The sequence below is a fragment of the Streptomyces yangpuensis genome, from assembly GCF_024666385.1.
GTDB lineage: Bacteria > Actinomycetota > Actinomycetes > Streptomycetales > Streptomycetaceae > Streptomyces > Streptomyces yangpuensis.
Window position 1 is genome coordinate 5,909,393 of sequence record NZ_CP102514.1, and the last position, 21,865, is coordinate 5,931,257.

Here is a 21,865-nt window from a genome sequence, read left to right on the forward strand (position 1 = left end):
TGGCGCGGGTGTTCTGGACACTCTGCCCCCGACGGGCCGACAATCACCCTGTGACGTCGAGTTTCGAACTTCCTGCCTTCCCCGCGCCGCGGCTGTCGGACGCCGAGCGAGACCGTGCGCTGGGCCAGCTCAGGGAGGGCGCGGCCCTCGGCAAGCTGTCCCACGACACCTTCCTGCGCCGCATGGAACTCGCCCTGGTGGCCCGCCGTTCCGAGGACCTCGCGGTCCTCACCGCGGACCTCCAGTCCCGGGAGGCCGCCGAAAGCCCCTGGACCCGCAAGCTGTTCGGCTGGGTCGGCCGCGTCTCGGCGGTCTCCGCGGGTGTCCGGCGCGCCTGGAACGCCGAGCGGCTGCCCAAGCTGCTGCTGCCGCACCCCAGCGCCGCGGCCCTGCGGATCGGCCGCGACCCCGCCAACGGGCTGCGCCTCAGCCACGAGACCGTCTCCCGGGTGCACGCGGAACTGAGCCTGCGCGACGGGGTGTGGGTGCTCAAGGACCTCGGCTCCACCAACGGCACCAGCGTCAACGGCCGCCGCGTGACGGGCTCCGCGGTCGTCCGCGACGGCGACCAGGTCGCCTTCGGCAACATGACCTTCCGCCTCTCGGCGAGTTGACCGCACCACCGTACGGCCCGGTGGGCTGCGCGGCGGCCCCCGCCACCCGGATCGCGGCAGGGACCGCGCAGGATGGCGGTATGGAACACCTGCCTGTCATCCGCCGCGCCCGGGTCGGGGACCTGCCCCGGCTGGTCGAGCTCATCCACGAGCACGTCGCGTACGAGAAGTCGGACCCCCGCCCCGCGGACCTCGCCGGGCGGCTCGGCCCGCGGCTCTTCACCGAGGACGCCCGGCTGTGGGTGCTGCTCGCCGAGAACGCCGACGGGGTCGTCGCCGGGTACGCCGCCTGCTCCGCCGAGTTCGCCTTCTGGGACGCGCGCGACCACCTGCACATGGACTGCCTCTACCTGGCCGCGGCCGCCCGCGGCCAGGGCCTGGGCGCCGCCCTGATGGACGGCGTGCGCGAGCTGGCCCGCGAGCTGGGCCTGGAGCAGGTCCAGTGGCAGACCCCCGACTGGAACGAGGGGGCGATCCGCTTCTACGACCGCCTCGGTGCCGCCTCCAACCCCAAGCTCCGCTACACCCTGCCCGTGGAGGGTCCGGCCGCCACGAGTCGCGCGTAGGCGGCCAGGACCGTACGGGACTGGTGCTCCACCTGGGTGGCCACCGGGATCCAGCGGGCCCCGAACCGGGCCGCGAACTCCTCGCACCAGCCGGTGACCAGCCGGTCCAGGCCGGGCGCCGCCGGGTGCCCCTCGGCCCGCAGGACCCGCAGCAGCATCGCCGCCGCGCGCAGCGACAGCCGGCGCCCGAAGGCGTCGATGCTGGCGATGTACGCCGCCGTGGCCTCCGCGGGGGCGCCGGGTCCGGTCCACTCGACGGCGATCCGGGGGATCAGCGCGAGCGTCCAGTCCACCGCGCGCAGCAGCGGGGCCGCGGCCGGGTCCTCGTGCGCGGCCGGCCCCGGCCGGTCCCGGCTCCGGGCGCGCTCCCGGGCCTCGGCGACGAGCGCGGCGTCCGCCGTGAGCCGCCCGGCGAGTATCCGCAGGGCGCCGCGCGGGTCGGGGTGCGGGGCCGGGTCGTCCACCAGGTCGGAGGCCCACATGGGGACTTCGACGATCGCGGTGGTGCCGTCGTAGCGGTGGGCGTGGTACCAGGTGCTCAGCCGGGTGTCCTCCGGGTGGAACGCTCCGGCGGCCTCGCTGCCCGGCTCCGGGATCACGAAGATCCCGGGCCCGGGGGAGGGCCAGCCGGCGGCGTCCGAGGCCCCGTTCTCCACCGGGATGCGCAGATCGGCGGCCGACTTGGCGAACGGCTCGGCGAGGCCCGGTATGTCGCGCGTGAGCTGCACCCAGGAACCGCCGAGGTCGGTGGCGTGCAGGGAGACCTGGAGGACGGGCCGCAGCTCGTCGATGAGCGCGAGGAGCGCGAGGGTTTCCGGCGGCAGCCGGTCCGCGGGCAGTAACGACGGCGCCCACTCGGGCTGTTCGGGCCCGGGCGGCCGGAAGAAGTACCGGTGGTAGTCCAGCAGCGAGTACGGGCGGGGTGTGCGGTGCAGGTCCGCCCCGTCCGGGTCGGCACAGAGCAGGAAGTGCCAGCCGCAGCCGGCCCGCGGCGCCGGATCGCGCAGGAGCCGGCGGGCGAGCGAGAGCGCCGTGGCCCCGCCGACGGGCTCGTTGGCGTGCGCTCCGGCGACGACGAGGACATTGCGGCCGCCCCCGCCCCCGCCGGGGCCGTCCGCGCCGTCCGCAGGGTCCGGGCCGTCCGCGCCGCCGCCCGGGCGTTCCGCCGGGTCCGCGCCGCCGGCCGGGCCGTCCTCGCCGCCCGGGTCGTCCGCGTCGGCCGGGCCGTCCGCGTCGCCCGGGACGAGCGTGCCGGCCGGGCCCGCCGGGGAGGTCGGGGCTACGGACAGGACCCAGATCGGCTGGCCGGACCGGGAGGTGCCGGCCTGGCGGAGCCGGACCTCGGCGGGGTGTTCGTCCGCCAGAGCGCGGGCGGCCAGCCCGAGTTCCTGCGGTGTGGGGTAGCACATGTCACGGAGGAGAGTCACAAGGGATGCCATGCCCGCCGGGCCCGCCGCCTACTGCTGTACGGGCCCCGCAGTTCCCCCGAGATCCGGCGAAACCCCTGGCCAAGGCTGTGCCGCACCGTCCCGGTGAGGCCCGGGCCGGCGGGATCTACGGCCGGCCGGGACGCGAGTGGCCCGCCGCACACCCCCTGACGTCCGGCGGGGCCCGGCGCAGGGGGTCAGCGGCACAGCCACACCCCCACCGGGCGGCCGGCCAGCAGTGTGGACACGTCGACCGAACCGCTGTACTGGGCATGGGATTTCGCGTCGGAGGTGGAAGGGAGGGCAGGGGCCCACGTGCCGGGCGGCAGATCCAGCCGGGTGCCGCGCCAGCCGCCCGACGCCGCCAGCCGGTGGGACAGCCGGGTGGCCGCCACCAGCAGGCCCGCGGCCCGGGTGAAGGCCACCAGATGGCCGGCCGCCGGGCCGCGGGCCGCGACGGGGGCGTAGCCGCGGAACAGCTCCGGCCGGTCGCGGCGCAGCCGCAGCAGCGCCGCCGTGAGGGCCAGCTTCTCCTCGGCCGGCCCGTCCGGGGCGGCACCGGCGTCCAGCCGGGCCAGCGCGCCGCGCGGGAAGTGCGCCGGGCGCCGGTTGTCCGGGTCCACCAGGGCCCGGTACTCGGTCTCCGCGCCCTGGTACACCTCCGGGACCCCCGGCATCGCGAGGTGCAGCAGCGCCATGCCGAGCAGGTTGGCGCGGGCCGCCTCCGCGAGGTCCGCCGGGAGGTCGAGCGGGGCGGGGGCGTAGCCGGGTACACCCGTCTCGTACTCCTCGTTCCGGTCGGTCCAGCTGGTGTGCAGGGCCGCCTCGCGGGCCCCCTTGAGCAGCGCGTCGGCCAGACGCGGCACCGCCTCGGGGGCCCGGCCGAGCCCCAGCGCGGTCTGCCGGGCCACCCAGGCCAGGTGGGGGTCCGGCGAGGTGTCCTCCACGTCCATCAGCTCCGGAGCCTGCGACAGCGCCGAGATCCGGGCCCGGACGTCCGCGCTGCGCTTGGTGTCGTGCGTGGACAGCACCGTGCCGGTCCCGGGCCAGTCCCGGGCCAGCGCGGCGCAGTACGCGTGGAACTCCTCGGGCGACACCGCGGGGCGCCCCGGCTCCCCGCCCACCTCGGTGGCCGACAGCAGCGGCGCGTACCGGTAGAAGGCCCGGTCCTCCAGGGACTTGGCCCGCAGGGCCGCCGAGGTCTGGGCGAACCGGGCCGCGAACGCCGGGTCCCGCAGCAGCAGCTCCCGTACCCCGGCCACCGCGACCGGACCGGCCAGCCCGGCCGCCCGCTCCAGCGCCTGCGGCGGCAGCTCCGGCTCACCGGGATAGGGCCGGTAGACGGGGAAGGCGATCAGCAACTCGCGTACCGCCGAGGCCAGTTCTGCGCCGGCCCGGCGCTCCAGCGCCCCCAGCTCGGCCGCCAGGTCGCCGGTCAGCACCTCCCGCGCACAGGCCCGGGCCGTCTCCGTCCACTGCGGCAGCCCGGTCGACTCCCGGTACCGGGCCGCCAGTTCCGCGGCGCCCGCGGGATCCGTGAACACCCCGTCGACCCGGTGCAGCGCGTCGTACCCGGTGGTCCCCGCCACCGGCCATCCGGCCGGCAGCCGCTCGTGGCGGGCCAGGATCTTCTCCACCACCACCCAGCAGCCGTCGCCCGCCGCGGCCCGGAGCCGGCCCAGGTACTCCTCCGGGTCGGCCAGGCCGTCCACGTGGTCGATCCGCAGCCCCTGCGCGACGCCGTCGCGGACCAGCTCCAGCACCTTCGCGTGGGTGGCCGTGAACACCTCCGGTTCCTCCACCCGGACCCCGATCAGCTCCGAAATGGTGAAGAAACGCCGGTAGTTGAGCGCGGTCGCGGTCTCCCGCCACCAGGTGGGCCGGTACCACTGCGCGGCCAGCAGCTCCGGCAGGGCCAGCTCCCCGGTCCCTTCCCGCAGCGGGAACTCCTGCTCCCCGTGGCGCAGCACCCCGCCCTCGACGCGCAGGTCGCAGGAGTCCGCCGGCCCCGGGAGCAGCGGAAGCACCAGCTGTCCGCCGCCGGCCTCCCAGTCGATGTCGAACCAGCGCGCGTACGGCGAACCGGGCCCGTCCCGCAGCACCTCCCACAGCGGCCGGTTGAGCCGCAGCGGCGTCGGTACCGCCATGTGGTTGGGCACGATGTCGAGGACCAGGCCGAGGCCGTGCGCCCGGGCCGTCGCGGCCAGGGCCCGCAGTCCGGGCTCGCCGCCGAGCTCGGCCCGTACGCGCGAGTGGTCGGTGACGTCGTATCCGTGGGCCGATCCGGGCGCCGCCTCCAGGACGGGGGAGAGGTGCAGGTGCGACACGCCGAGCGAGGCGAGGTACGGCACGGCCGCCTCGGCCGCCGCGAAGGGGAATTCCGGGCGCAGTTGGAGGCGGTAGGTCGACGCCGGGGTGACGGGTTTCGGAAGATCGGATTCCGATGCGGGGGTCGGGTGCGGCTGGCTCATGAGAACGTACGTACCCAACCTGCCGGATTCCGTGCCATGACCCAATGCATCCGAGTGACTGCGCCGGGTTAGTGTCGATCAAGTGCTCGGAACCGTCAACACGTATCGAAGAGTCATCGCCCTGACCGGGCCCCTCCTTCCGCTCGTCTCCTTCCTCGCCCGCCTGCCGGTCGCCATGTCCCAGTTCGGGAGCTTCCTGCTGGTCGCCCAGACCAGCGGCTCCCTGGCCACCGCGGGCATCGTCGGCGGCACCCTCTCCCTCGGCCAGGTCCTCTTCGGACCCGTCCTCGGCCGGCTCGCCGACCGGCACGGGCAGCGGCCCGTCGTCCTGGTCGCCGCCGCCGTCAACGCCGTCGCCACCGCCGCCCTCGTCGCCGGTGCGCTCACCCATCTCGCGACCCTCCCGCTCGCCGCGATCGGCGCCGTCACCGGTGCCTCCGTGCCGCTGATCGGACCGCTCGCCCGGACCCGCTCCGTCGCCCTGGCCCGCCGTGCCGGGGCCGACGAGGGCGTCGTGGGCGCCGTCCACGCCCTCGAGGGCACCCTGGACGAGGTCTCCTTCGTCTTCGGGCCCGCCCTGGTCGGGCTCGCCGCGCTGATCGCACACCCGGCCTTCGCCCTGGCCGGGGCGGCCGGCCTCGTCGCCGTCTTCGGCGGTGCCTTCGCCCTGCATCCGACCGCCTCCGCCACCGCCGGATCACCGGCGCGTGAACGCCGCGCGGGCCGGGTCCGGCCGCCCGCCGTGGTCCACGCCGTACGGGTCTCCCTCGCGCTCCAGGGCGTGATGTTCGGCGCCTGCCAGGCCGGCATCACCGCGCTCACCATCCGTCTCGGCGTCCCGGACCAGGCCGCCGTCGTCTACTCCGCGATGGGCGTCGTCAGCGCCGCCGTCGGCCTGGCGCTCGGCGCGCTGCCCGCCCGCTTCGGCCTGCGGCTGCGCTGGCAGGTCGCCACGGGCGCCGCCCTCGTGTTCTCCGCGCCCCTGCTGGTCACCGACGGCCTGTGGCCGCTGTACGCGGTCGTCACCGTCCTCGGGGCCGCCTACGCACCCCACCTGATCACGGCGTTCGCGCTGACCGAGCGGGCCGTGGACCCGGACCGGCTCGCCACCGCCATGGCCTTCGCCGCCAGCAGCCTGGTCGCCGGGCAGGCCGCCGCGCTCGTGGTCGCCGGGCGCCTCGCCGAGCGGTACGGCCCGAGCGGGGCGTTCGCGGTGGCCGTGGCGGCGGCCGCGCTCTGCCTCACACTCGCCCTCGCCACCCCGGTACCCGCCGCCCGTACGTCCCCCGCCCCGCCCGCCGATCCGGGCGCCGACCCGGTCCGGGACGAGGCGGGCCCCGAGCCGGACCGGCGGCCGGCCCCCGACAGCGCCTACGCCGGCCGCTGAAGCACCACCAGACACCGTCCCGTCAGCGCCACCCGGTCGCCGGCCGCGTACTGCGGCCCGGTGCCGGGTGGCAGTACGTCCGCCCGGGCGGTGTCCACCACCAGCCGCCACTGCGCGCCGTGCCCGGGCGGCACGGTGAACTCCTGCGGATCCGCACCGGCGTTGAACATCAGCAGGAACGAGTCGTCGGTGATCCGTTCCCCGCGGCTGCCCGGCTCGGAGATCGCCTCACCGTTGAGGAACACGGTCAGCGCCCGGGCGTGCTGCGCCTGCCAGTCCCGCGCCCGCATCTCCTCCCCGTGCGGGGTGAACCAGGCGATGTCGGAGAGCTCGTCGTGCGTGCCCTCCACCGGCCGGCCGTGGAAGAACCGGCGCCTCCGGAAGACCGGGTGGTCGCGGCGCAGCCACACCATCCGGCGGGTGAACTCCAGCAGCGAAGGGGCCGGTTTCCCGGGCTCGGGCCAGCCCACCCACGACAGTTCGTTGTCCTGGCAGTAGGCGTTGTTGTTGCCGCCCTGGGTGCGGCCGAACTCGTCGCCGTGGCTGAGCATCGGCACCCCCTGCGACAGCAGCAGGGTCGCCGTGAAGTTGCGCATCTGGCGCTCGCGCAGCGCCATGATCTCCGGATCCTCGGTCGGGCCCTCCACCCCGCAGTTCCAGGACCGGTTGTGGCTCTCGCCGTCCCGGTTGCCCTCGCGGTTGGCCTCGTTGTGCTTCTCGTCGTACGAGACGAGGTCGTTCAGGGTGAAGCCGTCGTGGCAGGTGGTGAAGTTGATGGAGGCCAGCGGACGCCGCCCGTCGTCCTGGTACAGGTCCGAGGACCCGGTCAGCCGCCCGGCGAACTCCGCGAGCGTGCGCGGCTGCCCGCGCCACAGGTCCCGCACCGTGTCGCGGTACTTGCCGTTCCACTCCGTCCACAGCGGCGGGAAGTTGCCGACCTGGTAGCCGCCCTCGCCGAGGTCCCACGGTTCGGCGATCAGCTTCACCTGGCTGACCACCGGGTCCTGCTGGACGAGGTCGAAGAACGACGACAGCCGGTCCACCTCGTGGAACTGCCGGGCCAGGGTCGCCGCGAGGTCGAAGCGGAAGCCGTCCACGTGCATCTCGGTGACCCAGTAACGCAGCGAGTCCATGATCAGCTGGAGTACGTGCGGGGACCGCATCAGCAGCGAGTTCCCGGTGCCCGTGGTGTCCATGTAGTGCCGCGGATCGTCCGACAGCCGGTAGTACGAGGCGTTGTCGAGCCCCCGGAAGGACAGCGTCGGGCCCAGGTGGTTGCCCTCGGCGGTGTGGTTGTAGACCACGTCGAGGATCACCTCGATCCCGGCCTCGTGCAGGGCCCGTACCGCCGACTTGAACTCCAGCACCTGCTGGCCGCGGTCGCCCGAGGCGTAGCCGTTGTGCGGGGCGAAGAAACCGATCGTGTTGTAGCCCCAGTAGTTGCTCAGACCGTCGTTGACGAGCCGGTGGTCGTTGACGAACTGGTGCACCGGCATCAGCTCCAGCGCCGTGACCCCGAGCTTGGCGAGGTGGCCGATGACCGCCGGGTGCGCGAGCGCCCCGTAGGTGCCGCGCAGTTCCTCGGGCAGGTCGGGGTGGCGCATGGTCAGGCCCTTGACGTGGGCCTCGTACAGCACGGTGTGGTGGTACTCGTGGCGCGGCGGCCGGTCGTTGGCCCAGTCGAAGTACGGGTTCACCACCACCGAGCTCATGGTGTGCGGGGCGGAGTCCAGGTCGTTGCGGGAGTCGGGCCGGCCGAAGTGGTAGCCGTACACCGCCTCGTTCCAGTTCACCTTGCCGCTGATCGCCCGCGCGTACGGGTCCAGCAGCAGTTTCGCCGCGTTGCAGCGCCGGCCGCGCTCGGGCTCGTACGGGCCGTGCACGCGGAAGCCGTAGCGCTGGCCCGGCATGATCCCCGGCAGGTACGCGTGGCGGACGAAGGCGTCCGTCTCCCGCAGTTCGACGGCGGTCTCCGACCCGTCGTCGTGGAGGAGGCACAGCTCGATGCGGCGGGCGGCCTCGGAGTAGACCGCGAAGTTCGTTCCGGCGCCGTCGTACGTGGCGCCGAGGGGATACGCCTGTCCCGGCCAGACCTGCATAGACAACGACTCTTCCCTCGGTGTCGAAAGACGTCCCGGATGAACCGGCATGGACAGCGTCACTGCCAGATCTTCCCCGAAAGAGGGTCCTCACGCGCGGACTTGGGAGTGGTCCTACCGGGTGACCCGCAGAGCTGATATGCGGGTCAGCGGACTGTCCGTGCATCCGATAATGGGTCGACGGACGGCCTTCGTAAGCCCCATCGGGCTGCACCGGGCCGCACGCGCGGGATACCCTTCCGTGATCACTGGAGACGGGCGTCCAGACGCAGAAGGCGGTGCACGGGTGAGCTCGGGAGGTCTGGAGCTGCCCCCTGGTGACAGCAGTCACGAGGGTGGCCCGGCGGACGCCCCAGGAGGTGCCCCCGGCGGGGCGCCGACGGGGATCCCGGCGGGGACGGTCTCCCTGGCGGGCGGGCCGGCGGAGGCCGGGAGCGCGGGGGCCGGCGCCGAGCTGGACTGGGGTGCGGAGGCCTGGAGCGAGGTCCGTACGCGGGCGCAGCGGGCCGGCCGGGCGTACATCTGGCTCAACCTGATCGAACAGCGGCTGCGGTCGGTGGTCGGAGCGGTGCTGCGGCCGATCTACGAACCGGTGCACGGCGGGGACGACTGGGTCGTCGCGGCCGCCGGGCCCGCCGGGCAGGAATGGGTGCAGCGGGCGGTGGCCGTGCGAGAGGTCAGCCGGCGCAAGGGCTACCTGCTCGACTCCGCGGACGACAACGTGCTGAGCTTCCTGACCCTGCCGCAGCTGCGGGAGCTGATGGTCCAGCACTGGCCGTGCTTCGAGCCGTACTTCGACGACCGGCGCGAGATCGAGCTGGCCCTGGACGAGCTGGAGGTCACCCGTAACGTCGTCTCCCGCAACCGGGCGCTGTCGCGGCCCGTACTGGAGCAGGCGGAGCGGGCCTCGGCACGGCTGCTGGAGGTGCTGGGCGGCGGCTCCGGCAGCCCCGCCGCGGACCGGCTGCCGATCGACGCCGTCGAGGACCTGGTGGGCGACCGGTACGCGGACGTCGTCTCGGTCCACCCGGACCGGGTGCGGCTCCAGCGCAATCTGCCGGCGGAGGACCTCTTCGGGGGCGCGCGGCGGCTCGACGCCATCGGCATAGGCCTCAACCTGCTCGTGCAGAACTTCTCCGGGCGAAGACTCGTCCGGCTGACGGAGGCGGGCTGCCGGGTGCGGCTGCTCTTCCTCAACCCGGCGAGCAGCGCGGTCAAACGCCGCGAGCGGGAGCTGGGGCTGCGCAAGGGCGAGCTGAGCCGCTCGGTGGAGATGAACATCCTGCACGTGCGACGGGTCCGGGCGGGACTGCGGGACCCCTCGCGCTTCGAGATCCACGTCTTCGACGAGACGCCCCGCTTCACCGCCTACCTGGTGGAGGGGCAGTCCTCGGGGATCGCGGTGGTCCAGTCGTACCTGCGGCGGGCGCGGGGGATGGAATCGCCGGTCCTGGTACTGCGGGGCGGCGGGCGCGGGGTGCCCAAGGACGCGGACCACGGACTGTTCGCGACCTACCGGGAGGAGTTCGAGTCGATGTGGGAGGACTCCCGCCCGGTGTCGTGAGCCTCCCGGGAGGGGCCGTCGCCGGGCTTGTCAGTGGCCCGTGGCAGGCTGAAACCCGTTGACCGAAGGTGTACGGGGGAAGGACACGGGGTGGAGGAGCAGCACGGTACGGGGGGCTGGCACGGCCGGGTACTGATCGGGTTCGACCTGGAGACGACCGGCACGGAGCCGGGGGAGTCGAGGATCGTGACGGCGGCCGTGGTCGAGGTGCGCGGCGGTGCGGTGCACGAGCGGCGCGGCTGGCTCGCGGATCCGGGGATACCGATTCCGGAAGGGGCCTCGGCCATCCACGGGATCAGCACGGAACGGGCCGTCGCGGAGGGCCGCCCGGTGCGGGAGGTCGCCGACGAGGTCGCGCGGGCGCTGGTCGCGCACTGGCGTACGGGGGCGGTGGTCGTCGCGTACAACGCCGCCTTCGACCTCACGCTGCTGAGCGCCGAACTGGCCCGGCACGGGCTGCCCTCGCTGGCCGACCGGCTGGGCGGGGCGCGGACCGGCCCGGTGGTCGACCCGCTGACCATCGACCGGGCCGTGGACCGCTTCCGGCGCGGCAAGCGGACCCTGGAGGCCGTCTGCGGGGTGTACGGGGTCACGCTGGAGGCGGCGCACGACGCGGGTGCGGACGCGCTGGCCGCGGTCCATGTGGCCCGCGCGATAGCCGAGCGGCACCCGCAGGTGGCCGCGCTGACCCCGGCCGACCTGCACGCCCGGCAGGGCACCTGGCACGCCCGCTGGGCCCGGGACTTCCAGTCCTACCTGCGCCGCCAGGGCACCCCGGACGCGGTGATCGACACCGCCTGGCCCCTGCGCGACCTGGTCCCGGCCTGACCGGACCCGGCCGGACCGGCCGGACAGGGCGGTGGCGGGCGCGGTCACGGGGTGCGGTGACAGGGTGCGCGAATATCGGCCAGGCCACCCCGTACGGATGTGCGACGATCTCTCGTCGCACATCACCGTGGGGGGTCCATGACAACCGCATCGGCGTCCGGAAGACGCCTGTTTTCCACCGTATTGACGGGCTTGCTCGGTGTCCTCGCGGCGCTGCTCCTGCCGGTGGGCACCGCTCAGGCCGCACCGGTCGCCGAGGACTGCGTCGGCGTCACCGAGGGACGGTACGCGGGCACGCTCACCGCGCCCGGGCAGACGCACTGCCTGGAGCTGCCGAGCCCGCAGGGCGCCCGGATCGCCGCCCTCACCTCGCGCGGCGGCGCGGGCCTGACCGTCCAGGTCGAGGTGGTCGACCGGAACGGCACCGCGCAGTGCACCGCCGGTGACCTTTCCCAGGGAGTCTGCGGGCTGACCGGAACGGCACCCTTCCGCGCGCTGGTGCGCGCCGACGACACCGAGGCCACCGGACCGTACGGCGTCCACCTGGTCCGTACGGACGTACTCCAGAAGGACTGTCAGACCCTGCCCGCGGGGACCTTCGCCGACGACTCGGGGACGGTGCGCCTGGAGACCGGCAACGGCGTCTTCTCACACTGCCTGACGATCCCGGCCGACGCGCACTCCACCTCCGAACTCCTGCGGGTCCGCTACAGCCTTCCGGACGACGCGGACCTGTTCCCGGACTACGCGATCACCATGATCGACACCGACGGCAACGGGCCTTCCTGCTACACCCACCCCGCCCCGGGCCAGCAGCTCCGGACCGACGGCCTGACCAGTTGCTCCTTCACCGCGGGCAAGGCCTACACCGTCCTCCTGGAGGGCCAGGACGTCCCGCGCGGCCACACCCTGGACCGCCGCGACGTCACCGCCACGGCCCGCGGCTGCGCCACCTCCGCGGCCACGACGGTCGGAGCCCCGGCCGCGACCGGGACGTCCGGCCAGAGCGGCACCCTGCGCTGCCACCGGATCACCACGGCCGCCACCACGGACCGGCTGCATATAGACGTCCGGGACGCCCACGACAGCACGAGCATGCTGATCATGAACAACGCCGGCGGCATCGCCTGCCATCCGCGGACCTGGGCGTGCACGCCCACCGGATCCACCGGCTACCAGGTCGTCACCCAGGCTCCCGAGAACTGGTCCCTGCCTGCTTCCTACCGCCTCGACGCCTGGCGGATCGCCACGGCCGCCGGGCCCGCCGCCGACTGCCCGCGCGTCGGGTCGGTCGCGTACGGGTACGGTCCGCTGACCGGCACGCTCTCCGAGGAGCGGACCGGCGTGTGCGCCGTCCTGCCGAGCGTCTCGGGCGACCGGTTCAGGGCCGACATCGCCGCCACGGACGGCGGGATACACATCCCGCGGCCCCTGCTGTACAGCAAGGCCGGTACCGACCTCTGCACGAACACCTCGACCTCGTTCGAGTGCACGGGTTCCGACCAGAGCCTGTTCGTCCTCGCGCTGCCGGACCGGACGGAGCGTACGGCCTACCGCGCCGAGCTCGTCTGCACCACCGCTCCGTGCGGCGGGGAGGAGGTGACCGTCGGGACGGTCACGCCGACCACCGTGCAGAGCGGTACGGTCGCCACCCTCACCGTGCAGGGCACGGCACTGGGCATGAGCACCACCGTCCAGTTCACCGGCGGCCCGGCCCCGCTGACGGCCACCACCGTCTCGGTCTCCGACGACGCCCGCACCCTGAAGGCGACCGTGGACCTGCGCACGGCTCCCGCCGGCACCTGGAACATCAGCGTGAGAGCGCTGAGCCACCAGTACGCGGCGGGCACGCTGACGGTGACGCCGCCTCCGGTCTCCGGCCTGGGCACGTACAGGCCGGTCACCCCGACGCGGCTGATGGACACGCGCAGCGGGCTGGGCGTGCCGAAGGCGAAGGTGGGCCAGGGCGGGACGGTGACCCTGCAGGTCGCGGGTACGTCCGGGATCCCGGCGTCCGGTGTCACGGCTGTCGTCCTGAACGTGACGGCGACCGACCCGACCACGGCCAGCCACGTCTCCGTGTACCCGGACGGGACGCCGCGCTCCAGTGCGTCGAACCTGAACTTCACTGCCGGGCAGACGATTCCGAATCTGGTCGTCGTCCCCGTGGTGAACGGGAAGGTCGGCTTCTACAACAACGCCGGTTCGGTGGACCTGATCGCCGATGTGGCGGGCTACTACACGACGGACGGCTCGGGCTCGACGTACAAGCCCGTCACCCCGACCCGGTTGATGGACACCCGCAGCGGTCTGGGTGTGCCGAAGGCGAAGGTCGGCCAGGGCGGCACGGTGACCCTGCAGGTCGCGGGTACGTCCGGGATTCCGGCGTCCGGTGTCACGGCCGTCGTCCTGAACGTGACGGCGACCGACCCGACCACGGGCAGCTACGTGTCGGTGTACCCGGACGGCACGGCGCGGACCAGCGCGTCGAACCTGAACTTCACTGCCGGGCAGACGATTCCGAATCTGGTCGTCGTCCCCGTGGTGAACGGGAGGGTCGTCTTCTACAACAACGCCGGTTCGGTGGACCTGATCGCCGATGTGGCCGGCTACTACACCACGGACGGCTCCGGTTCCTCGTACAAGCCGGTCACGCCGACGCGGTTGATGGACACGCGGGCCGGCCAGGGTGTGCCGAAGGCGAAGGTCGGCCAGGGCGGCACGGTGACCCTGCAGGTCGCGGGTACGGCGGGGATCCCGGCGTCGGGTGTCACGGCCGTCGTCCTGAACGTGACGGCGACCGACCCGACGACGGACAGCTACGTGTCGGTGTTCCCGGACGGTACGACCCGTACCAGTGCGTCGAACCTCAACTTCACCACCGGGCAGACGATTCCGAACCTCGTGATCGTCCCCGTGGTGAACGGGAGGGTCACCTTCTACAACAACGCGGGAGCGGTCGATCTGATCGCCGACGTGGCCGGCTACTACACGAAGTAGCGCCGGAAACCCCGTCCTTGCGCCGGCCGATCGGGCCGGCGCAAGGACACCCCCTAGCGGCCCAGGAACGGGAGCAGTGCCGCGGTGAGTTCGGCGGGGGCGTCCATCGCGATGAGGTGGGCGGCGGTGGGGAACTCGATCAGGACGGCGCCGGGGATCTCGGAGGCGTAGCGGCGGCCGATGTCCTGGAAGTCGGCGACGTCGAGCGTGCCGATCCCGACCAGGGTGGGGACCGCGATACCGGACAGGTCGCCCCGCACGACGCCCTGCGAGTGCTCCCCGACGACGTCCTGGTTCACCAGCGACGTACGGATCGGCTCGCGAAGCCGGTCGGCCAGTGCGGTGGCGACGTCCTCCCAGGCGCGGGCCGGTCCGCGCACCCACATGTCGAGGTTCGTCGCGACGGCCGCGTCCAGGTCGCCGGCGGCCAGCGCCCGCGTCTCGGCCGCGTCGTACGCGATCATCTCCGCGGACCAGTCGTATCCCGGCCACGGTGCGGCCAGCACCGCGAGGGAGTGGACCCGGTCCGGGTGGGTGAGGGTGAAGTCCACGGCCACGCGGCCGCCCCAGGACGCGCCGACGAGCCGGACACGCTCGTGGCCGAGGTGGTCCAGGAGCCGGCGCAGGTCGTCGGTCTCCCGGAACGGGCCGCTCGGCGGAGCGGACTGCCCGAAGCCGCGCAGGTCGTAGCGGATGACGGTGTGCCGTTCCGCGAGGGCGGGCACGACCGCGTCCCACATGCGGTGGTCGGCGATGCCGGCGTGCACGAGCACGACGGGCGGCCCGTCGCCGGTGACGACGTAGGAAAGGTGTCCGAGGTCATCGGAGAGTGTGATCATCCGCGGATACTCGCAGGTCCGCGCCGTACCCGCCATCTACTGGAACGAATGCCACCGCGTCCGCTGGTCGCCCGCCCTGAGTGAGGCCACGCGGCGGCGGAACTCGGCCCCGGCGGCGGCGTTGCCGGGTGCGTGCTGGGCGACCCAGGCGCAGCCGGCCGTCTCGCGGGCGCCGCGCAGGACCGCGCAGCCCGCCCAGTCGCGGACGTCCCACCCGTACGCCGCCACGAAGGCCTCGTACTCCCCGGCGGGCACGCCGTACCGGTCGTGGGCCAGGGCCATCACCACCAGGTCGTGTTCGCGCAGGTCGGCCGATACGGTCTCCAGGTCGACCAGGACCGGGCCGTCCGGGCCCACATGGACGTTGCGGGGCAGGGCGTCGCCGTGGACCGGGCCCGGCGGCAGGTGCGGGGTCAGCGCCGCCACCCGGTCCGCGTGGGCGTCCCGGCGGGCGCGCAGGTACGCCGCGTCGGCCGGGTCGATCGCGTCCCCCGCCAGCCGCAGCCAGCGCTCGACCCCGCCCAGCAGGTCCCGCGCCGGCAGGGCGAACGGAGGCTCCGGCAGCGCGTGGACGGCCCGCAGCAGCACCGCCAGGTCCTCCGGTCGCGCGGGCCGCACCGCGTCCGGGAGACGGTGCCACAGGGTCAGCGGATGCCCTCCCACCAGCCGCGGCTTCGGTTCCGCCGCGCGGACCGCCGGGACGCCGGCCGTGGCGAACCAGTCGGCCACCACGAGTTCGCGCTCGGCCCGCTCCAGCAGCGAGGCCTCCCGGCCCACCTTGACCACGAGGTCGCCGACCGCGAACACGGCGTTCTCACCGAGCGCGAGCAGCTCGGCCTCCCGGCGCCCGCCGCCGGTGAGGCCCGCCGCCGCCAGTACGTTCCTCGCCAGCGCTTCGTCCATGCCGCTGTTCTACCACCGCCCTGACACGGCGGGACGCGATGGGACGTGCCCGGACGCTCCGGTCAGAGGGGGTCGCCGAGCGGGCCGTACTCCGCCTCCAGGTTCTTCGCCCAGTGGGCGGCGAAGTCCGGCCGGGTACCGTCGGCGTCGGTGAACCCGTACTCCTCGTACAGGCCCCAAGTCGCCAGCGCCCGGCCGGTCTTGGTCATGATCTGCGGGTCGGCCGCCAGCGCCGCGACCGCCCGGCCCAGATACACGGGGGATTCGGAGTGGGCGAAGTCCGGGTCCTGCGCCACCCCGTCGCGCCAGTCGGCCTCGGTGACGCCGAAGTGGTCGAGCACGGCCTCCGACCGCAGGAACCCGGGGGTGATCGCCACGGCGGCCACGCCGTGCGGCTTCAGCTCGGCGGACTGCGCGAAGGCGAGGCGGATCACCGCGGACTTGGCCAGGTCGTAGAAGAACGTGCCGCGGTAGCGGGCGGTGTTGCCGTCGGTGACCTCGACCACCAGGCCGCTCCCGCGGGCGACCATCAGCGGCAGCGCGTACCGGCTGGTGATCACATGGGTCTCCACGGCCTGCCGCAGCAGCCGCAGGCCGGTCTCCAGGTCCTGCTCCCACAGGGGGCGTTCCCAGTCGGTCAACGGGTCGCCGCCCCACACCGAGTTGACCAGCACGTCGAGCCGCCCTTCCCGCTCGGCGGCGATCCGCTCGACGAGGGACCGTACCTCCTCGGGACGGCTGTGGTCGGTCCGTACGGGTATGCCCAGGCCGCCCGCGGCCGTGATCCTCGCCGCCGTGTCCTCGATCGTCTCCGGACGGTCCAGGTCCGAGCGCCCGGCGCCGCTGCTGCGCCCGGTGACGTACACGGTCGCTCCGGCGGAGCCCAGCTCGACGGCGATGCCCCGGCCGCCGCCGCGGGTGCCGCCGGCGACCAGGGCCACCTTTCCGGCGAGCGGGCGTGTGTCGGTGGTCATGATTCCTCCGGTTCGTGACCGTGCCGTGGCGGGAGATGGGGGTGCAGTACGGCGTGGAGTTCGCGCCGCAGCCGCTGGGCGAGGGTGCCGCTGCGTTCGACGGCCCAGGTCAGGCCCGCGCCGGCGGTGATCGCCTGCACGGTGCCGGCCAGGGCCGCGACGTCCGTCGCGGCGCGGAGTTCGCCCGCGGCGACGGCCTCCGCCAGCAGCGCTGCGATGGCCCGCCGCTGGGCGTGGTGAACGGCCAGGGCGCGTTCGTACAGCTGCGGATCGGTGAGGTCCGTGCACAGGAAGGCCAGGTGGTGGGCGAAGCTCTCCGGCGTGTCCATCCCGGCAAAGCTCTGCGACGTCAGCGCCGCCAGGGCGTCGAGCGCGCTCGCGTGCGCCCCGCGCGCCCGGGCGGCCAGCTCGCCGGCCTCCTCGGCGGACCGGTCGGCGAGCGCCAGCAGCAGACCGTGCTTGGACCCGAACCGCTGCACGAGGGTGCCGGGCACCAGACCGACCTCGCGGGCCACGGCGGCCAGGGTGAGCCCCGTCGGCCCCACCCGGCCCATGACCCGCGCGGTCGCGCGCAGGATCACCTCGTCCTCGATCCCCCGGGGGCGTCCCACCGCCGCCCACCTCCCTCGGTCGCCATATAAATGACTGTTCATTCATTAAAGCGGGAGTCCTTCCCCCACGGCAAGTCCCGCCGCCCGCACGCGGGCGGGTGGTGGCTTCCCGCCGACGGCCCGATGCTGGAGTGGTGGGCGCCGAACGCGACGGACGCGCAGGCCGCGGCCCCGGTACGGTGGCGCGGCGCGCGATCCGCACCACCCTCGCCGCATGCGGCAGCTTCTACCTGTTCCTCTACGGGCTGGACCAGCCCGTGGCGGCCACGTACGCCCTCTTCGGCGTCGTGTCGATGGCGGCGCTCTCCCACATCCCCGGGACCGGGCGCCAGCGGGCGGCCGTCATGCTCCGGACGACGCCCGCGATCTGGCTGCTGGTGACGGCCGGCACCTTCCTCGCGGTACGGACCTGGACCGCGGTCGCCGGCATGCTGCTGATCGGCTTCGTCCTCGCCTTCGTGGCGGCGGCCGGTCCCCGAGCCGCCGGCGCGACCCCCGGGCTGCAACTGCTCTACATCATGCCCAGCTTCCCGCCCTACGCCCCGGACACCCTCGGCCAGCGGCTCCTGGGCGTCACCCTCGGACTCGTCCTGCTGGTCCTCGCCGAGCTCTTCGTCCTGCCCGAACCGCGCGGCCCCACCTACCGGCAGCGGGCCGCCGAGGCGGGCATGGTCGCCGTACGCTGCGCGGACGAGCTGGGGCGGGCACCGTACACCCTGTCCGCCGCCACCGTGGCGGCCGTCCACGAGGCCGGAGAGTCGCTGCGCCCCCTGCGGACCGACGAGGCCGACCGCCCCGCCGGGCCGGGCCTGCGCGACCGGGCCCTCGCCCATACGGGTCTGGCCGTCCGTACGCTCCTCGGCCGCATGCAGCACCTGCCGCCACCGCCCCCGGGCAAGGCCCCGCTGAAGCCCGGGGCGGACCTGCTGGACGCGGTCGGCCGGGCCGCCGCCGCGACGGCCGCCCTCCTCTCCGGCACCGGCCGCACCAATGACGAGGCCCTCACCCTGCGGCGGCTTCGCGAGGAGGCCGCGGACCGCGCCGAACACGAGCGGCAGGGCCTGACGGCCGCCCGCGGCCGTCGCCGGGCCGCGCTGCTGGAGGTCGCGGACGCCGCGGTGGCCTACGCCGACGCATCGGAACTGGCGGTACGGGGGCGGCGCGCGCGGATCCCCGGCGGGACCGACTCCGTCCGCTTCTGGTACGCGGGCCAAGGAGCGCCCCTGCTGTGGTGGCACCGGCTGTGGGCCCATGCCGGACCGCGTTCCGTGTACTTCCAGAACGCCGTCCGCATCGCCCTCGCGCTCGGCGCCGCCCGGACCGTCGCGGGCGTGGAATCGCTGCCGCACGGCTTCTGGGCGATGCTGGCCGTCCTCAGCCTGACCCGGACCACGGCCGCGCAGACCCGGGCGACCGTGCGCCAGGCACTCACGGGCACGCTGCTCGGGGCGCTCCTGGCCGCGGGCGTACTGGCCCTGGTCGGCGGGCGGACCACCGTCTACGCCGTGGTCCTGCCGGTCGTCATGGTCGTCGCCTTCCGGGTCGGGCCGGTACGAGGCGTGGGCTGGGCCCAGGGGATGTTCACCCTCGTCGTGTCCTTCGTCTTCGCGCAGCTGGCACCGGTGACCTGGCGGCTGGCCGAGGTGCGGATCATGGACGTGATCATCGGCAGCATGATCGGCGTCGTCTTCGGACTGCTCGCCTGGCCGCGGGGAGCCCAGGCGGAGCTGCACCGGGCCGTGGCCGAGCTGCTGGAACGGGAGGCCGAGACGGTCGAGCGCACCACGGCCGCCGTGGTGGCGGGTGTCCCGGGTGCCACGCCCGACGACCGGGCGCTCCAGCGAGCGCTGTCCCTGGCGGAGAGCGCGTACGCACAGCGCCAGGGCGAGCCGAGGGCGCCGGCGCAAGGGGCACCGGACTGGCAGGCGGCCATGATGACGGGCCATCACGTGCTGTGGGGCTCGCGCCGGCTGCTCGCCCGCTCCGGACCCGTCCTCGACCCGGTGCACCGGGACCGGCTCGGCGGCCGGACCTCCGAACTCGTCGCCGCGATGTACGCCGCGTCCCGCCGCGCCCGGTCCGAGCCGCCCGCGGCCACCGCCGGATGGCTTCCCGCGCGCGCCGCCGACGCCGCGGCCCCTTCGACCGCCGGGCAGCAGTCCCCGGAGGCCGGGGCGGGCGGGGAGTGGCCGTACCCCGATACGCCCGAGAGCGTGGCGCCGTCGCGGTATTTCGGGGCGCTCGCCTGGCTCGAAAGCCTCGCCGTCGATGTCGAACGCGTCCTGGAGCCGTGCCGCGCCCCGTCCGGCGAGGGAGAAGAATCCCGAAAATAGTTGCACGAGACGTATCGTCTCGTTAAGGTCGGTGCATGACCTCAGCGAAGCCCGCCCACATCGCCATGTTCTCCATCGCCGCCCACGGGCACGTGAACCCGAGCATCGAGGTGATCCGGGAGCTCGTCGCCCGCGGCCACCGCGTCAGCTACGCCATCCCCGCCGCCTTCGCCGACAAGGTCGCCGAGACCGGCGCCACGCCGGTGATCTACACCTCCACCCTCCCCACCGACGACGACCCGGAGGCCTGGGGCACCGAACTCATCGACAACCTGGAGCCCTTCCTGAACGACGCCGTCCAGGTCCTCCCGCAGCTCGCCGCCGCCTTTGAGGGCGACGAACCGGACCTCGTCATCCACGACATCACCTCCTACCCGGCGCCCGTGCTCGCCCACCGCTGGGGCGTCCCCGCCGTCTCGCTCTCCCCGAACCTCGTCGCCTGGGAGGGGTACGAACAGGAGGTGGCCGAGCCGATGTTCGCCGGGCTGAAGGCCTCCGAGCGCGGGCAGGCGTACTACGCCAAGTTCGCGGCATGGCTCACCGAGAACGGCCTCGGCGACCAGGTCGACCGCTTCCAGAGCCGCCCCCGCCGCAGCCTCGTCCTGATCCCCAAGGCCCTGCAGCCCCACGCCGACCGCGTCGACGAGACCGTCCACACCTTCGTCGGCGCCTGCCAGGGCGACCGCAGCGCCACCCAGGGCACCTGGAGCCGGCCCGATGCCGCCCACGGCAAGAAGGTCGTCCTGGTCTCGCTGGGCTCGGCCTTCACCAAGCAGCCCGCCTTCTACCGCGCCTGCATGGACGCCTTCGCGGACCTGCCCGACTGGCACGTCGTCCTGCAGATCGGCAAGTTCACCGACGAGGCCGACCTCGGCGAGATCCCCGCCAACGTCGAGGTCCACCGCTGGGTCCCCCAGCTGGACATCCTGCGCCAGGCCGACGCCTTCATCACCCACGCCGGCGCCGGCGGCAGCCAGGAGGGACTCGCCACCGCCACCCCGATGGTCGCCGTCCCCCAGGCCGTCGACCAGTTCGGCAACGCCGACATGCTGGCCGCCCTCGGCGTCGCCCGGCACGTCCCCATGGCCGAAGCGGACGCGGCCACCCTCCGCGAGGCCGTCCTCGCCCTCGTCGCCGACCCCGCCGTCGCCGCCCGCGCCGAGGAGATCCGGGCCGCAATGGCCGCCGAGGGCGGCACGCACCAGGCGGCCGACCTCATCGAGGCCGAACTGTCATAGGCGACCCCTAAGGTGCCCCCATGACGAAGAAGGCCACGGTGACGACCAAGTACGCGGCGCTGCTGCGCGGGATCAATGTCGGCGGCAGCAGGAAGGTCCCGATGGCGGAACTGCGCACGGTCCTGGAAGGACTCGGGCACGGGGACGTGCAGACGTACCTGCAGAGCGGGAACGCCGTGTTCAGCAGTGCGCAGACCGACCCGGTGGCCCTCGCCCGGGAGCTGGAGGCGGCCATCGAGGCCCACTTCGGCTTCCGGGTCGCGTGCCTGGTGGTGGACGGCGCGTACCTGCGCGCCGTCGCCGAGGCCTGCCCCTTCCCGGCCGCGGAACTGGAGGGGAAGCAGCTCCACGCCACCTTCTTCGCCGAACAGCCCGGCCCGGAACGCTTCGCCGCACTCGACGGCGCCGCGTTCCTCCCCGAGGAGTACCGGCTCGGCGACCGCGTCCTCTACCTCTACGTCCCTGACGGCCTCGGCCGCTCCAAGCTGGCCGAAGCCCTCGCCCGGCCCGCCGTCGTCAAGGGCATCGACGTGACCACCCGCAACTGGAACACCGTCGCCAAGCTCGTGGAACTGACCGGCCCCTGACCGGCGTCTACGCGTCCGGCACCGGCGTGGCCTGGTGGTAGTACAGCCGCCACCCGGCCCCGTCGTCCGACCGCCGCCAGATCGAACTCCGACGCGCCCGCCGCCCGTCGATCACGGTCTCGTACAGGAGGTGCACCACCCCCGGCGCCAGCTCGACCCCCGTCATACCGGCGGGCTCGTACCGCGGTCCGTCCTCGGCGCCGCCCTCCATCTCCGGCAGCGCCGCCAGCATCGCCCGCCGGTCCCACCGGCGGCCCGAGGCACCGACCTCGACGAACTCCGGATCGAGGAGCCGGTCCGTCAGGACCCGCGACGTCCGCACGCCCGGACTCATCAACTGCATCTCGCGCGCGACCGCCTCGGCCACGGCCTCTCCGTCCCCACCCATGGGAGCATCCTGCCCCGGTCGGACGCGACGCCGGTG

At 74.0% G+C, this 21,865-nt stretch carries 16 protein-coding genes and 1 pseudogene; 9 read left to right on the forward strand and 8 right to left on the reverse strand.

Features of this window, described 5'->3' with window-relative positions; all coding sequences use genetic code 11:
• Positions 1–50: 50 nt before the first annotated feature.
• Positions 51–614, forward strand: a complete 564-nt coding sequence (locus NRK68_RS26925) for a DUF1707 and FHA domain-containing protein (RefSeq protein ID WP_183068523.1) — start codon at positions 51–53, stop codon at positions 612–614.
• An 80-nt stretch (positions 615–694) separates the two neighbouring features.
• On the forward strand, positions 695–1,180 hold the full coding sequence (locus NRK68_RS26930; protein WP_183068524.1) for a GNAT family N-acetyltransferase: 486 nt from the start codon (positions 695–697) through the stop codon (positions 1,178–1,180).
• Here the strand turns inward: NRK68_RS26930 and NRK68_RS26935 are convergent.
• Together NRK68_RS26935 and treY are read right to left on the reverse strand one after the other, a co-directional pair.
• On the reverse strand, positions 1,135–2,589 hold the full coding sequence (locus tag NRK68_RS26935; protein WP_183068525.1) for a M14 family zinc carboxypeptidase: 1,455 nt from the start codon (positions 2,587–2,589) through the stop codon (positions 1,135–1,137). The genes NRK68_RS26930 and NRK68_RS26935 overlap by 46 nt on opposite strands.
• Positions 2,590–2,804: 215 nt before the next feature.
• Positions 2,805–5,078, reverse strand: coding sequence for a malto-oligosyltrehalose synthase (gene treY / locus NRK68_RS26940; RefSeq protein WP_257856997.1), 2,274 nt, complete (start codon positions 5,076–5,078; stop codon positions 2,805–2,807).
• Positions 5,079–5,160: 82 nt separating this feature from the next.
• Here treY and NRK68_RS26945 point away from each other — a divergent pair, with 82 nt between their 5' ends.
• A complete protein-coding gene (locus tag NRK68_RS26945) occupies positions 5,161–6,465 on the forward strand; it encodes an MFS transporter (protein ID WP_257856998.1) in 1,305 nt (434 codons plus the stop codon).
• Here NRK68_RS26945 and glgX read toward each other — a convergent pair.
• A complete protein-coding gene (glgX, locus tag NRK68_RS26950; protein WP_183068556.1) occupies positions 6,450–8,564 on the reverse strand; it encodes a glycogen debranching protein GlgX in 2,115 nt (704 codons plus the stop codon). The genes NRK68_RS26945 and glgX overlap by 16 nt on opposite strands.
• Before the next feature lie 286 nt (positions 8,565–8,850).
• On the opposite strand from glgX, the gene NRK68_RS26955 reads away from it, so the two are divergent.
• From NRK68_RS26955 to NRK68_RS26965, 3 genes are all read left to right on the forward strand, one after another.
• Positions 8,851–10,128: a DUF5919 domain-containing protein gene (locus NRK68_RS26955; protein ID WP_183068528.1), complete on the forward strand. Its 1,278-nt coding sequence runs from the start codon at positions 8,851–8,853 to the stop codon at positions 10,126–10,128.
• Positions 10,129–10,218: 90 nt separating this feature from the next.
• On the forward strand, positions 10,219–10,956 hold the full coding sequence (locus NRK68_RS26960) for a 3'-5' exonuclease (RefSeq protein ID WP_183068529.1): 738 nt from the start codon (positions 10,219–10,221) through the stop codon (positions 10,954–10,956).
• Between the two features lie 192 nt (positions 10,957–11,148).
• Positions 11,149–13,956 carry a hypothetical protein gene (locus NRK68_RS26965; RefSeq protein ID WP_257857001.1) on the forward strand — a complete coding sequence of 936 codons (2,808 nt, stop codon included), beginning with the start codon at positions 11,149–11,151 and terminating at the stop codon, positions 13,954–13,956.
• 53 nt (positions 13,957–14,009) lie between these two features.
• Here NRK68_RS26965 and NRK68_RS26970 read toward each other — a convergent pair whose 3' ends face one another.
• From NRK68_RS26970 to NRK68_RS26985, 4 genes are all read right to left on the reverse strand, one after another.
• A complete protein-coding gene (locus NRK68_RS26970) occupies positions 14,010–14,795 on the reverse strand; it encodes an alpha/beta fold hydrolase (protein WP_183068531.1) in 786 nt (261 codons plus the stop codon).
• 36 nt (positions 14,796–14,831) lie between these two features.
• Positions 14,832–15,698, reverse strand: coding sequence for a phosphotransferase enzyme family protein (locus NRK68_RS26975; RefSeq protein ID WP_257857003.1), 867 nt, complete (start codon positions 15,696–15,698; stop codon positions 14,832–14,834).
• A gap of 62 nt (positions 15,699–15,760) precedes the next feature.
• Positions 15,761–16,672 carry an SDR family oxidoreductase gene (locus NRK68_RS26980; protein ID WP_257857005.1) on the reverse strand — a complete coding sequence of 304 codons (912 nt, stop codon included), beginning with the start codon at positions 16,670–16,672 and terminating at the stop codon, positions 15,761–15,763.
• Entirely contained in the window at positions 16,669–17,283 is a 615-nt protein-coding gene (locus NRK68_RS26985) for a TetR/AcrR family transcriptional regulator (protein WP_257857006.1), read from the reverse strand. Before NRK68_RS26985 ends, NRK68_RS26980 begins: the two co-directional genes overlap by 4 nt.
• A 134-nt stretch (positions 17,284–17,417) precedes the next feature.
• On the opposite strand from NRK68_RS26985, the gene NRK68_RS26990 reads away from it, so the two are divergent.
• The 3 genes and pseudogenes from NRK68_RS26990 (at position 17,418) to NRK68_RS27000 (ending at position 21,441) form a co-directional block, all read left to right on the forward strand.
• Positions 17,418–19,616 (forward strand): FUSC family protein, encoded by a 2,199-nt coding sequence (locus NRK68_RS26990; protein WP_257857007.1) that lies wholly within the window; start codon positions 17,418–17,420, stop codon positions 19,614–19,616.
• Positions 19,617–20,854, forward strand: a pseudogene (gene mgt / locus NRK68_RS26995) (macrolide-inactivating glycosyltransferase).
• Between the two features lie 20 nt (positions 20,855–20,874).
• On the forward strand, positions 20,875–21,441 hold the full coding sequence (locus NRK68_RS27000) for a DUF1697 domain-containing protein (RefSeq protein WP_220819385.1): 567 nt from the start codon (positions 20,875–20,877) through the stop codon (positions 21,439–21,441).
• 7 nt (positions 21,442–21,448) lie between these two features.
• Here NRK68_RS27000 and NRK68_RS27005 read toward each other — a convergent pair whose 3' ends face one another.
• Positions 21,449–21,829 (reverse strand): nuclear transport factor 2 family protein, encoded by a 381-nt coding sequence (locus NRK68_RS27005; RefSeq protein ID WP_183068536.1) that lies wholly within the window; start codon positions 21,827–21,829, stop codon positions 21,449–21,451.
• Positions 21,830–21,865 lie beyond the last annotated feature (36 nt).